10 protein-coding genes are annotated in these 13966 nt (G+C 59.2%); 3 read left to right on the top strand and 7 right to left on the bottom strand.

The window, feature by feature from the left end; translation table 11 throughout:
* A partial coding sequence (locus tag P3T23_RS45975; RefSeq protein ID WP_429322659.1) for a PQQ-binding-like beta-propeller repeat protein occupies positions 1–799 on the top strand: 799 nt, incomplete at its 5' end.
* Positions 800–1028: 229 nt separating this feature from the next.
* Here the strand turns inward: P3T23_RS45975 and P3T23_RS45970 are convergent.
* The 7 genes from P3T23_RS45970 to P3T23_RS45940 all read right to left on the bottom strand — a co-directional run bounded on the left by P3T23_RS45970 (position 1029) and on the right by P3T23_RS45940 (position 10149).
* Positions 1029–1358: a hypothetical protein gene (locus P3T23_RS45970; protein WP_429322658.1), complete on the bottom strand. Its 330-nt coding sequence runs from the start codon at positions 1356–1358 to the stop codon at positions 1029–1031.
* A 138-nt stretch (positions 1359–1496) separates the two neighbouring features.
* Positions 1497–1910: a hypothetical protein gene (locus P3T23_RS45965; protein ID WP_429322657.1), complete on the bottom strand. Its 414-nt coding sequence runs from the start codon at positions 1908–1910 to the stop codon at positions 1497–1499.
* A 145-nt stretch (positions 1911–2055) separates the two neighbouring features.
* The gene (locus P3T23_RS45960) at positions 2056–4038 is read right to left on the bottom strand and encodes a hypothetical protein (protein WP_429322656.1); all 1983 of its coding nucleotides are present in this window, start codon (positions 4036–4038) and stop codon (positions 2056–2058) included.
* A gap of 69 nt (positions 4039–4107) precedes the next feature.
* Complete coding sequence (locus P3T23_RS45955) at positions 4108–5784, bottom strand: hypothetical protein (RefSeq protein WP_429322655.1); 1677 nt, start codon at positions 5782–5784, stop codon at positions 4108–4110.
* A 22-nt stretch (positions 5785–5806) separates the two neighbouring features.
* Complete coding sequence (locus P3T23_RS45950; protein ID WP_429322654.1) at positions 5807–7000, bottom strand: hypothetical protein; 1194 nt, start codon at positions 6998–7000, stop codon at positions 5807–5809.
* 272 nt (positions 7001–7272) lie between these two features.
* A complete protein-coding gene (locus P3T23_RS45945) occupies positions 7273–9498 on the bottom strand; it encodes a hypothetical protein (protein WP_429322653.1) in 2226 nt (741 codons plus the stop codon).
* Positions 9499–9564: 66 nt separating this feature from the next.
* The gene (locus P3T23_RS45940) at positions 9565–10149 is read right to left on the bottom strand and encodes a hypothetical protein (RefSeq protein WP_429322652.1); all 585 of its coding nucleotides are present in this window, start codon (positions 10147–10149) and stop codon (positions 9565–9567) included.
* A gap of 132 nt (positions 10150–10281) precedes the next feature.
* On the opposite strand from P3T23_RS45940, the gene P3T23_RS45935 reads away from it, so the two are divergent.
* Both P3T23_RS45935 and P3T23_RS45930 read left to right on the top strand, forming a co-directional pair.
* A complete protein-coding gene (locus P3T23_RS45935) occupies positions 10282–11895 on the top strand; it encodes a DnaB family ATPase (RefSeq protein ID WP_429322651.1) in 1614 nt (537 codons plus the stop codon).
* A 28-nt stretch (positions 11896–11923) separates the two neighbouring features.
* Positions 11924–13819 carry a hypothetical protein gene (locus P3T23_RS45930; protein WP_429322650.1) on the top strand — a complete coding sequence of 632 codons (1896 nt, stop codon included), beginning with the start codon at positions 11924–11926 and terminating at the stop codon, positions 13817–13819.
* The last annotated feature ends 147 nt before the right edge of the window (positions 13820–13966 follow it).

Here is a 13966-nt window from a genome sequence, read left to right as displayed (position 1 = left end):
CCCCGACGGCGCGATCCTGCAGCGCTGGTACCCGGATGGGGCCAGCGGGCCCAACGGCGGCGGCATCTGGGGACCGGGCGGCGTCTCGGTCGTGCAGGGCGGGTCAGCCGTGTATGCGCTGACGGGTAATGCAATCGCCAACCCGCAGAACGCCGCGTTTGCAGAACACGTTGTCAAGCTCACCAGCAGCCTGGCCGTGACTGCGTCAAACTCGCCGATGGCGACTGCTACGCGAGACGCGGACTTCGGTGCGACTGCACCGCTGTTCCAGCCTCGTGGCTGCCCGGCAATGCTTGCAGCGTTCCAGAAGACTGGCAACCTGTTCATCTATAACCAGGCCACCATCCCGTCAGGGCCCCTGCAAACGTTGAACATCAGTCAGCCCAGGTCTTCCGGGACCAACATCGGCCTGCCTGCCTGGGATCCGGTGCTGAACCAGCTGTACATGGCGGCTCCGTCCCATTCGCCCACTGGCTTCGACAACCACGGGCTCCTCGCACTCGGCATCAGTGGCAACTGTTCCGTCAGCCTCGCCTGGCAGCAGCCGGTCGGCAAGGACTCGGTTTCTGGCAACCCGGCCATTTCCCCGATCGTCGCCAACGGCGTGGTGTACTACGCCGACGGAATCGCCAACCAGGTGTTCGCTATGGACGCAAAGAGCGGACAGATACTCTGGAGCACCAACAGCCTTCCGGTCGCCGAGCGGCCTACGAGCGCCATCCTCACGTCGCCGACGGTCGTCAACGGCCAGCTTTTCGTGGCAGGCATGGACCACAAGCTTCGCGCCTTTGGCCTGTAACCTGAAATGCGCAGGATTGCAGAAGGATGGGGGAGTCGCGCGCGGGATGCATCCGGGCGCCACCAGCCAGTGAGAGCTTCCAGCTCTTCTCCTCCAGTCAAAAGCCATGTACAGCCGGCCACCTGCCGCTGTATCTGCCCCTGGAGAACAGGGAATCACGCGACGAGGACGGCCGGCTCTTTCGCGGCGCCGTTAAATGGATGAATCTCACAGCGCCTGGCGCGCTGCTTTACCTGGTGCGCGTCAGCATGCAAAGATCACGGAAGGTCCGCCACTCGCGCTCGTAATCCTGAAGTACTCCCATCTGCTTGCCTGGCGCCATGGATGGTTCACGTTTGCGCTCGCGACGCACCCACAGAATGGGCTCGCTGCTTGCCCCACGGTAATTCTGCCAGAGGACACCCGTGTCCTGCGCAGCGTGGATCATCATGCGTGTGGTCGACATCGTCCAGCCAAGCCTGGCGGCCAGAGCGTCGGTTGAGTAATTCTCGTCAGGCGTCATCACTGCAAGCAGGGCGGCGACTTCGTCGCCTGCTGCTTGACATCCGGTCCTGTTCACGACACACCTCCTTGAGAACTGATTTCCCGCTTTGCTGCCGGAATCCCCAAAAAAAGAAAACACGAATACCTCCCGTCCTCCCCATCGAATGATGGGGAGGACGTCCTGCACGTCACGCACTACCGGTTCCGTCGCCGGTCAGACCTGCTCTTGAACGGCTTCAGGCTCCAGGGACTTTTCCGCTACCTGCGCGGTATCTTCAGCGGTCTCGCCCGGCTCATCGTCGCCGGAATCTCCGATGCCATAGACGATCTGCCCAAGATCGAGCTGATCGGGGTTGTCCGCGATGAGCGAGCCGACCTCCTCCAGGGGAGCGTGCTGCTTCACGCTGATGGGCGTCGCAAAGAGTTCCGGACGCGAAGCCCGTACTGCATCGAGCATTGTCGGAATCATGCCGACATGCGCCGCCCTGTCACCTTGCGGCGAAGACACCGTTACCCCGGTAAAGCCCGCATCGGAGAGCGCACCTTGCACAACTCCGTAGACCACCGTATTGGCCTCAACGGATCCGCCCTGGACAATGACTTCCAGCGGATCTCCCTCTACATTCATGATCGCACTCCTTATCAAATTGAAAATCCCGGGAATCTGGCACCGTATTACTGGCATGAATCTTCATTCATTGAGCCAAACTCCGTCCACGCCCCCGGGCTATATTTCCGGGGAGCAAATGTTCCGCCCAACCGATCTCTATAACCTAATTTGTGAGACGCACGACGTAACCCTCATCATCAGCAAGAAAGGCAGTGCCGATTTCAATCATCTTCCCGTCGGACGTCTGCAACAGGTAATGCTCCAGGTTGTGGCCCAGATTCCGGGCTTCCTCGACGATGTCCCGCACGATCTGGTAGAAGAGCGGCACAGCGTGTTTCGTGACGAGAGCGGTGGTGTCCTTGCCCCACTCGACGGCCAGTTCATGCGAGGTGCAGTTCACGAATGTCAGGCTCGACCACGACGACATGAACGTCAGTTTCGGTCTGTCCAGCCCCTGCGGCCACGCGTCGCACAAGCTATCCGCGATAAATACCTGGTTACTCTCAGGCGTCTCCCGGTACATCGCTGCGATCAGGGCGCGCTGGTGACGCTCCAGCGCTTCGACCATCGCCGCGCCCCAGGAGTGGCGCAACGCCTGGAGCAACGCTTCCAGATCCCCTGTGAACGAATCGATCGTGGTTTGGCGCAGTCCCAGATTCAACGCCAGCACCCGATTGACGAGGCGCGTGGCGCGTTCATTGGCCTTGTACCAGAGACTGTCCGATACCACGCCGTACCGGTCGTCAAGAATGCTCCGCAGATTCCTGAACGTGCCCGCGCTTCTGAGCGATTCGACGAACCCGCTCTCATCCTCGTCGCCAACCGCAATATCGTACACATCGCCATAAACCCGGAAGATGCCGGGCCGACGTCCGCCTTCCGCCGAGGCCTGCCACTCGACGGCTGCCTGCAGCCAGACCGCCTCAAGCGAAGATTCCTCGATGACCGCCTCCTTCACATGGGTACAGACCTCCGGTACCACTTCTTCCTCGCGCGCCTGTCTTTCCTCGCGGATTTCCTTCAGCCCCTGTTGCAGCCGATCCGCGACCCGCTCACGGTCATCAAGATCGAGCCCCGGGGGGACAGGACCAAAAACACTTTTCGTCCTGTGACGGTCGTAGTCCATGTCATCCCCGCGACTCCTGAGAACGGCCAGCACATCATCTCCGGCCAGTTTCTGGTAGAAGAGCTGGTGTGCATCCGGGTCGTAGATGGGGTGATACAGCTGGTCCCTGAATGGAAACCACACGAGCCTGGTGTTATTGGCGTCCTCAAGCGGGCCATCCTTTGCTGGCTTTTCTTCGATTACGGCATTCATTGTGCTATTTCCCTGCGACGTCGACCCGTTCACGCGCGCATACCGCGACGTGGACGCGTCTGACAGGTTGGAGAACCGGCTGCTGAAAATTTCGCCGGACCGGGGAACGATGGATTGCGGCGACTGGGCGCCGCCGAAGAGTTGCGCCGAGGCTTCGTGCACGCCGTCGTAACGGGCCGGGTAACCTACCGGCACTGGCCGACGATCCAGAGCAGGATAGATATCCGGATAGCCGCCGCTGCCCGGGCGCGAGGGCGGCACAGCCATCCTGTCATTTCCCGGTGCCCGGTTACCCGACTGGCCTGCCGGAACATACTGATAGCCAAATTGCCGTCGGAACTGGTCGATCGCGACCGTGATCCGCTCGAATTCGCGAACGAGGTAGTTCACATCTTCTTCGCCCCTCGTATCCAGGCAGGTTCTCAACTGCGGATAGAGCTTGGTCATCGACGCCGTCACCAGCTCGATCATGTTCCTCACCGAGCTTTCCAGTATCTCCTCCACCGGGATGCCGGGCTGGCTGCCAATCGTGATGACGATGTAGTCGAGAATGCCCTGAACCAGCGCCGCGAATTTGTCATTGGCGAAATTGTTCTGGGCGAAGAGGTTGAAAAAGAATGTGCGTAGCGGATTGCTCTGCGCCTGCTCCTGAATCACATTCGCGCTCAAACCGGCCACGATCCGCACGTAGCCGACCATCCAGGATTCGATTTCGACCCTGGGAACGAACGGCGGCTCCTGTATTGAAAACCGCAGAAAATTCAGTTCCAGGGCCTGCGAACTCACTGGCAATGAATGAGGCGCGGTTTGAGAAAACGTGGAATACATGAAAATTGGTTCCTTGAAAAATCTGTTACTCGCCAGGAGGAATCGATTGATGCCGAAAGCGAGGGGGATTTATCTGGAGCGCGTGATCTCGCTCTGGATACGCTCAAGCATTGCAATAAATTTCGGGTTACGCAGAACGCGCCCTGATGGGTCGACGTGCAGCCATGGGCTCAGGCGACGGTCCCCGGTGGGACCTGACTTCGGCAGATTGCTGTAGCCGCCAACCTCCGCCATGGAGACGTGCAGAAACTTCGTGGGATCGTCCAGCGCCGCCCGCTTCTTCCGCCCACCCTGTCTGGAGCTGTCCGACTGCGGCACCAGTACACCCGTGATCTTGAGCGCCTTGTTGTCTCCTGAACCCGACTGCGGCGTGACCTCCGGGTGCTGCCTGGTAATCCTGTAAATCAGACCGGTCATAATGGTATTTCGCATCCGGTCTTCAATGTCCTTGCGCGTCAGATCCTTCTTTTCGGCGGACGTGACTTTATAGTAGAGTCCCATGATGGCCCGCGTGATGTCCTGCAACACAAAATACAGAACTGAAAGCTCCTTGTCGTACATGCTGTTGATGTGGCCAGCGCCTTCGAAAATCCACTCGCTTATTTTCTCGACCACGACAGCGAAAAACTGATACAGGTCGGAAACCGGCATACCAATTGCATTGAATTTTTTCAGCACGAAGCTGTCGACATATTCATCAAGCGATTTCAGATGTTTGTTTATCTCGTCGCCCAGCACACCTTCCGGCATGTCTCCGGAAAACAGGACGTGCCCCATCAGAAGGATCCACGTGCGTGTGTTATCCATCCACGCTGGTGCTGAATTGTTGACGTACTCCGGCAGCACCCGCGAAGGAAAATGATCAACCACATAGAAGAGGCCACCGATGAGATTGCGCACCATGAGCCTCGTGTATTCTTCGCGCGTGACTGCGACGCGTAGCCGCGACGGCTCATAGACCGATTTAAGGAATCCCTTCGGCCTGAACTGCCGGCTGCGACAGATCACCCACGCATCAGGCGGATAACGCTCCTCGGTGATCTCGCTACCACCCACTACCGGCGTGCATCCTGCGAACACCTCGAACGTCCTCACGAGGCCATACTTGCAGAACAGATAGTGCGCCATGGTCGAATGCATCTTGACCGTCGGCTGGACATTCTTCATTTTCTTCTGCGTGTTGTGATACACGAGCGACCACGCCACGCTCGCCTGATCAACGCGGCCATTGGCCACGAAGTAGTGCGTCACACGCCTGAACGTCAGCAGATCGCGCAGCAGGCGCACGAACACGCTTTCCGCGCCCACACTGATGATCGGGTCTGACAGCACAGGGGAGATGAAGAACCGCTTGCCCCGGAGCATGATGCTTCCCGCTTCGCCCACGAACGGCAGATACATGTTGCGTTCGATTTCTTCATCCCGAAACCTGAAGTGGAATTTCACCAGATAGAGATCCGATCGCGCAATATCGATCGTCCGTCTGCTATTGCCCTGTTTTCGCGATGCCTCGCCATATTCTTCGGGCGGGGTGCACACACGACATCCTTCGTACGCCAGCCACTCCGGAAAGCCCTTCGCAGCGGCACGAAACACGGAATCGATGTAATTGATTACGTGAACCTGCTGCATGTGCTCGACCGCGATGCCGTTCGCAATCACCGGATTCAGACGCGGCGTGTGCGCGTCGATCAGTCTTTCAATTTCGGGGTCGATTTTCTCTCTCCCTCGCCGGTCCCGGCACATTTGCTGCCCTGATTGCCCATCATTACTTCGCCTGCAATCTGGCTGTTTTGTAGGTCAGCCACGCAAGCGCGACCGCGCTCAGGATGCCTGGCATCTGCTTGAGCCAGTCGTTGATTTCCTTCCTCCTTTCGGCGCTCTGTTTTGCCTCCAGCAGCCGCTGCTCGTAATAGAAGCGCTCACGCTCAGCTTCCAGCCTGCTTTCACGAGTTTCCTTTTCGAACTCGAACTGCCGCCGTTCCAGCTCTTCCTGGAACTTCGCCTTCTCACGCTCCCATGCCTGCTGCTTTTCCTGATGCGCGAGTTGCTGCTTCTTCAGCTCATATTTCGCCCGCGCCAGTTTTTCCTCCTGCCCGGCAAGTTCCTGCTTTCGCTTCGTCTCGCCATCACCACAATGTTTCGCATCCGCGTAAGTTTTATACAGCTCCAGCGCTTCGTCGGCTTCCTCGAATGCATAGCGCCGCCACCCGATCGACTCGGTTTGTCGTGTGTGCGTGAATGGTTTTTGACGAGCCAGCCAGACGCCATCTTCCCGGGTCGGATCACGCGCACTTTTAATGCGGTGTATGGAACCATTGCGGTTGATGAACCGGTCGCCGTAGGTGCCGGTGTTGTCCACGATCCGGATGCTTTCGAAGAACGCGTGCTCAACGGCCGCCTCAGCCATCGAGTGCAGCTCCGTGAGAACACGCCCAGATTCGCTAAACGGATGCGGGCCCGCATCTATTCCAGGATAGACGGAAATAACAATATCGCTATCGTTTTCGTAAATCTCTCCCCTATGGCGGTTCAAATCTTCCAGCGATACCGACAATTCGCACCGGAACGTGATCCAGTGGTCATGCGGTTCAGTTCTCTGCCGTTGCACACATTCGCGCAGGGCGATCACGCTTTTCGTCTCGTGCTCGTGGCCGTTCCTGAGCAGCTGCATGAAACGCGTTTGCAGACTTCGGTGCACAAGCCAGTCGGTCTGGATCACAAACGTCGATCGAGACGCGTCGGGAAACGGCGGCAATTCCACACACAGGCCGTTGCGCTCAATGACTGTCACCGTTTGCGGCAGATAGTTCAGATACCTCGTTCTCTTTTCGAATCTCTCGTGCTGCTGGCTGCCATACAGCTCGTTGCGCCCCACGACAGAAAACACGGGCGTTCCGTACCACGTGTCGGGGACAAAGTGGTCGCTCTGATCAAAACTCATTCGTTGGTTGGGACGCATTCATTTCGATTCCCTCGCATGAACAACGCGATTTCGCTGCTCTGGAAGTGCGCCATAACAGCGGCGCTCAGAATAGTGATATATCGTCGAAGAATTCTTCGTTGCCAGACAACAGCGAACATAAAGGCAGGCCCGCGGCCTGCCAGGATCCTCGAAACAGGCAAGCAGCAGGCGATCACAACGGCGGCAAAAAAGAAGCCCGCCCCAGCCGCATGGCCGAAGCGGGCACGAGCCCCGGGACAGGGTATGCGTAATGCATAACGACGCATCTTTCACTGCACCGTGCGCATGTTCACCGGCACCTTCGAGGTCGCGGCCGCCGTGATACCAGAAACATCGATCACGCCGAGCACCGCCAGATTGTTGATGTGCAGGTAGGAAGGCTGTACGGTGAGCTCCTTGGACTGCGCGCCGTTGCGCACCATGGGCAACACCACCGTCGTCTCCGGCTTCCACGCCATGTTTCCGAAATGCAGCGGATTGGGAACGCCAGCCGTCTCGGACGAGAAGTCGCCGAACGACAGGACGATCCTGCCCGACATGCGCTCGTTCAGGGTCGAGACAACCTTCGTGTCGAATGCGATGCCCATGGTGCGCAGGTCGCCGGTGGTCATCAGATATCGTGCAATATACGGATCCGTCCCGATCACAACCGTCGGTACCGGAGCCACGCCACCGGCACGCGCATCCGCGGCGGCCTTGTAGCCCGACTGCACGTAAAGCGTGTAGGCCATGTCGCGAATCTCATTCACGAGCGCCGCCTGCACATCCGCCGCCCGCTGGTGAGCCGAGAGCGAATCGAGGCTCGAATCGACCTGCAGCTCGCGATACATGAAGGCCGGCTGGATGATGAACGCCGACACGCCAAGGATCGCCGGCGTGTCAAGCGGATTGTTCGGCACTGGCGTCGTATTCAGGGCACTGGTTGTCTCGGCGAGCAGATCGCGCAGCCGGAAAATCGCATCGACCGCGTCGTTGCTGGTCATGATTCGTGTGGCCGTGATCAGCGCCGCGAGGTCGCTCGAATCATTGACGTCGCCCACCTGCATCGGGCGCGGAATGGTGATCGGCGCATGCAGCGGAACCGTGTAGACCTGGCTGAAGAAGTTGGTGTTCAGCAGCTTGCCGCGTTGACGACGGTTGCTGTTGGTACGCCGCGCGTCGATGTCGTACCCGATCACGGTCGCGCCATCGAAGAGGGCGGCGAGCGTGGCGCCAGTGCCAGTCGTAAGATCGAGCAGCTTGTCCGTCGTATCCTTGATCGAATTCAGTCGTACCGGCGAAGCATTCAGCGAGATATCGCCGGTTTCGAGCACGACCTTGCCGAACACGTCCATGCCGATACGGGCCTCGTAGCCCTGCGAGACAACCGGCGCCAGAATGGTTGACTGGCCGCCATCAGCGAGCACCGTGTTCGGCCCCACGAGGAGCGTCTCGCTGTCGAACTGGAGGTTCATCTCCCGGTAGTAACCCTGCACCGCGAAGTTGAACGTCGCGCGCTGCATGGCACTGGTCCTGAACTTCACCACTTCGCTTGTGCCACCACCGGTCCCACCGCTCGTGAACTCGACATACACGGCATCGAGCACCACGTTGGTGTCGAGTGCGTCGGTAATATCCATCAGGCCGCTGTCAAGCGTCGACTCGGTCTGCGAGATGTTGATGAGCGAGAACTTCCTGCCGATCGCCAGCGGCGCAGTGCTGGAGGCACTCCCGTCCGTGAGCAGCACGTTGTAGGGGGCAACGAGCGCCGGGTCGACGAAGTACTTTGCCGAGTCGTCACGCACCACGGGTATGACCTTCGTGATGTCGTTGCGCAGCAGGTCCGGATAGATCACCGCCTGCACGATGTTGCGCCGGTTGAAGTTGTTCGATGCGTCGCCTGAGATCGGCCGGCGGATGTCGTTGCTGATTTCGATCAGCCGGATCGAGACCGTGTAGCCCACCTGATCGTTACCCACCACGACAGTCGGGTAGAACGCTTCGCCGAACTCATCCTGGCGGGCAGCCATCATGTTGTAGGCCACCATGTAGACGACAGCGTTCCTGTTTTCCTTCTCGTCGTAGGCTTCCAGTGCGGGCTGGATGCGCTCGTAGAAGAACTCGCCGGTCTCGGGTGAGAGGTAGTTCACACTCTCGGTCGACACGCGTTCGTGCCGGATCGGCTGATGCAGCGCCGCGGTAATGTCGCCCGAGAGCATCCCCGCGGCGCTGGCCGCATCGCGCTGGGCCTGGGTGAGCTCGCGGTTCAGGCCGAGCTCCGTCACGATCGTCTCGAGTGCTGTGCTGAGCCCGTCGAGCGTATTGTTCAGCTCGATCTGCACCGCTGAATCGATGCTCTCCAGCGCGAGCGCTGCGCGCGTCATCTGGTTCGACGCGAAAGCGGAGCCGCGCTCGTGCTGTTCACTGCGAAGCGACTCGATCAGACGATCGAGCTGCGAAACCGGCAGCGCGCCATTGCGGCCCTTGTTCCGGAAGAGGGTGGTGGCGTATGTCATCTGGAATCCTGACTATCACGATTAAGGGAAGGCTACCGGGTCGGGCTGACTCAGACGCCTTGATGCTCAGACGCTCAGCTGCCTGCCAGATAACATGTCGAGGTAGTGCCGGAAAAGACGCGTGCCGGACACTTCGTGCGAGGCGTTGTACGCATACAATAGTTTCAGAAGACCCGTGACCAGTTGCTCCCGGTATGTGTCGGGTTGGCCCCCGGGTTGACCCTCGCCGACAAAGAAACCCGGGTAAATCACCACACCCCCGACCTCCCTCGTGATGTCGTGAATGCTGAACGGCTCGTCATGCCATGGCAGACGCGACTGCGGGCTGAATAACCGCGATTCAATCTCCCCGCTCGCCTGAAGATGGGCCGCGAGCGGAAGAATCGTTTGCATCAGCAGCGCGCGGCTGTCCCTGTCTGTCACCGTCCCCTCCCAGCAGCGCCCGAGCGTGCCGGACGCGTAGACCAGCTCCTCGATGTAGTGCTGCAGACCATAAAAGCAGGCCAGATCGTTGACGCTCGACATTCTCTGCAGCACGGCGAAATTCAGACATTCGGAGAGCGGCAGCTTCTGACGGGCCAATGCTTCATGCACCCAGTGGGGAATCAGCACGATCTCCTTCAATGAACCGGGTGAGCTTGACGCGATCACGTGATTCGGCTCCAAAAGGGTCAACAGGGGTCGGGATGGGTCGCCAGGGGTCAACAGTCAAAAAATTATTTCCGGTCGCCTATCTATGCATGGGAAGCGCTGTTCACACCGCTGTTCACACTATTCACCGACATGAACGACAAACTGATGCTCGTGAAGTGCATCACGCTCTTGTTTCGCGAGAACCAACTGTCTGGTGCACAGGAAAATTCCGCGCAGCTCGTGAGAAACGTGCTCGCCGAGATCAAGGAGCCCCAACACTCCATTGGGCTCGAACATGATCGGGAGATCATCCGGGCCCTGAAGAAAACCGCACTCTTAATGTGCGAAGTCCCGCCGGATCACGAACACGAAAGCGTCGAGATCCTGCAGCAGCTGAAAGTCGATTGTGGGGAGGATGAGCAGCTCTACGGATCGTTCGTCGATGGCATCGGCGCCGAGCTCGGCGAGAGCCGCCTGCGGCGCACCGTACTGAACCTGCGCCGCTCGCTGAACGAATATTTTCGCGAAGAGAAGATCCAGCAGATCATCAACCAGGCAGCCAACAAGCTGCGCTTTAACCGCACCGAAGTGACCAGCATGAAGCAGTTCGTCTCGGAGGTGTGCGCCGAGCTCGAACCCTATCAGGTCGACCCGGAGGCCAGGGATCCAGCCATCGTCTCCGAGGTCGACTTCTCGCGCGTGGAGGAAATCAAGCGCATCTTCCGCGAAGTCAAGAAGGCCGAGAGCGGAAAGAGCCTCATGAGGACCGGCTGGCAGGCGGTCAACCGCATGCTGCGCGGCGGCCTGCGGCGCGGGCAGGAAGTGGTGATTCCGGCGCTGCAGCACAAGTTCAAGACCGGCTTTTCACTTGCGATCTTCATCGGCGTGGCGCTCTTCAATACACCCGAGATGATCGATCCGGCGCGACGGCCGCTGCTGCTGCGCATCTCCTTCGAGGACGATCTGGAACTGAACTTCCAGTACATGTACGAAGTGCTGATGGCGCACGACGGACGCGAGGCGGAGATCATCACGAGAAGCCGCGCGGACTTCGAGAAGATGTCGGAGGAGCAACTCGAAGCCTACATCGCGCCCATCGCAACCTATGTACAGGACCGCCTGCGCGTCAACGGCTACGAGATCCGCCTCATGCGGGTCAACCCCTCCGACTGGACCTACAAGGACCTGTGCAACAAGATCCTCGAACTCGAGGCCGAAGGCTACGAAGTCCACCTGTGCATGGTGGACTACCTCTCGATGCTGCCGACCACGGGCTGTACCACGGGCCCCACCGGCACCGACCTGCTCGATCTCTACCGGCGCGTGCGCAACTTCTTTTCAGTCAGGAAGATCGCCTTCGTCACCCCGCACCAGCTTTCGAGCGATGCGCGCCAGCTCATCCGGGAAGGGACCACGGAGTTCGTCAGGCATCTGCCGGGAATGGGCTACTACAAGGGCTCACGCCAGATCGACCAGGAGGTGGATCTGGAGATCTTCATCCATATCGAGATCGTCAATGGTGAATCGTTCCTCACGGTCCAGCGCGGCAAGCATCGCCTGATCGGCCAGACCTCGCCCAGGGATCTCTACTGTGTGCTGCCTTTTAACCAGCACGGCATCCCGTTTGACATCGACGCCCCTGAAATCACGTGCAGGTCACCCGGAGGCGGTCCTGTCGATGGCACAACCAGTGGCCCAATCAGCAGTTCGCCCGGCGGCAGGTCCGTTAAACCCTTCTGGGATTTTTCCATGGAGGGCGCCTGACCATTTCTGATCGTATCAGGAGGATCCCATGTTCTCCGGTCTGAGGCGTCTACTTGGCATGGTGCGTGTTGATGAATCGGGAGACCAGATCGAGGTGTCGGGCCTGCCTGGCGATTCGGTCGCGAAAACCATCGGTGAGGTCTGGGGCACGCAGAAGATCGCGAGCATCATGTTCAGCAGGGTGAGCCCTTCGGATATCGTATTCAATCGCTTCTTCGCGCCTGACGTCGTCTACGCCTTTAACCGGCTCATCGCGGAAAAGAGGAGGGGACACAATATCCGGGCGCTGAAGAAGGTCGTCGCCGGCATCTATGAGTCGACATGGATGAAGGACACGCTGATCAAGCATCCGGATATCCTCGACCCCGCCCAGCTTAACCAGCTGAAGTGGGAGCCGCTCGAGCACCAGGCGGGCTTCTTTCGCTGGTTCAACGAGATGGTGCCGCGCTTTGGTCTGCACGGTGCGCTGCTCGGCGCCGGTGCTGGTACGGGCAAAGCCCAGCCTCTGCATTCGCTCATCAAGACGCCATCCGGCTGGTTGACGATGGGCGAGGTGACGGTCGGCACGGAAGTCGTCACCTCAAGGGGAACACCGACGCGGGTGACTGGCGTGTATCCGCAGGGTGTCAAGGACATCTACCGTATCACCTTCCGTGACGGCAGGCAGGTCGAATGCTGCGGCGACCATCTCTGGAAGGTGCACCTGCGGCACGAAAGCAAAAGCGGTTACTGGAAAATCCGCCCGACGCGGGAAATCCTCGAATCGACCTCATACCCGTGCGGCCGCGCCTATGTTCCGCTAATCGAAGCCGAAGATTCCATACCCGTAGATCTGCCGGTCGATCCCTATCTTCTTGGCGTCATACTCGGCGATGGCTGTATCTGCACCGGGAATGCGGTCGTCATCAGCAACCCCGATATCTTCATTCGGGAGAAGATCCAGTCGCGGCTGGGACCCGACATGTGCATCTGCAACCTCGCCGCCATGAACGAATACAACCTTGTCGGTATCCCTGTTGCGGGCAGACCGCGCTTCAATCCGCTCGTCGAGAAGCTTCATCAACTCGGGCTGATGTACCGCCACAGTCACAACAAGGTGATCCCGCAGCCCTACCTGCTTGCCTCCCGGCAGCAACGCCTTGATCTGCTCAATGGCCTGATGGACACCGACGGCACAGCAGACAAGTGTGGTTCGGCCAGTTTCCTCAGCACAAGCCCGGATCTGGCTGCAGGCGTGCGGTATCTCGTGCGCTCGCTCGGTGGCATTGCGAGCCTGTCGGTGAAGCACAAAAGCTTCACCTGGCTCGGCGAAAAAAAACAGGGCAGGGTGGCGTACCAGATCAACATCCGCCACCGGCATCCGGAAGAGCTGTTCTCGTTACCCCGGAAGAAGACGCGGCTCGACAATGGCAACCAGTACGCCGCAACGCTCAAGCTCGGCATTGAAAAGATCGAGCTCATCGGGAGGATGCCGGCGCAATGCATCTCCATCGCGGATGAGGAAGGACTCTATGTGACCGACGGCTTTGTCGTCACGCACAACACGTTTATGGGGCTCGCACTCGGGCTGCAGTTGCACGCCGATGTGGTGATCGTCGTATGCCCCGGCCGGGCCGTGAAGAAGGTCTGGGAGGATACGATCGTTACCCAGTTCAAACGGCCCCAGCCATACTGGCATAGCCAGATGGGCAAACCACCCGGGCCGCGCATGCGCTATTACATCGTGCACTACGACGCGCAGGAGAAATTCCTCGCGTTCGCGCGCACCCAGCACTGGCACAGGCCCGTCGTCGTGCTCGACGAGTCTCACGGCATGAACGAGATCGAGGCGTTGCGCACCCAGCTCTTTATTGCCCTGTGCGATCTCACGAAGAGCCAGTACATCCTCTGGGCATCCGGCACTGAATATTCCACGCCAAAGTGAACAGGAATTCCACGGCAAAAAGAACACGAATTCCACGGCAAAGTGAACGCCGATTCCACGGCAAAAAGAACAGGGTTTCCACGCCATCGCGAACAGGAATTTGAGGTGGCGGCGACGCGGGTCAACGGTGGCACGATCGACGGTTTT

The sequence above is a fragment of the Paraburkholderia sp. GAS448 genome, from assembly GCF_050435685.1.
Taxonomy (GTDB): Bacteria; Pseudomonadota; Gammaproteobacteria; order Burkholderiales; family Burkholderiaceae; genus Paraburkholderia.
This window is presented reverse-complemented; position numbering and strand designations above follow the sequence as displayed.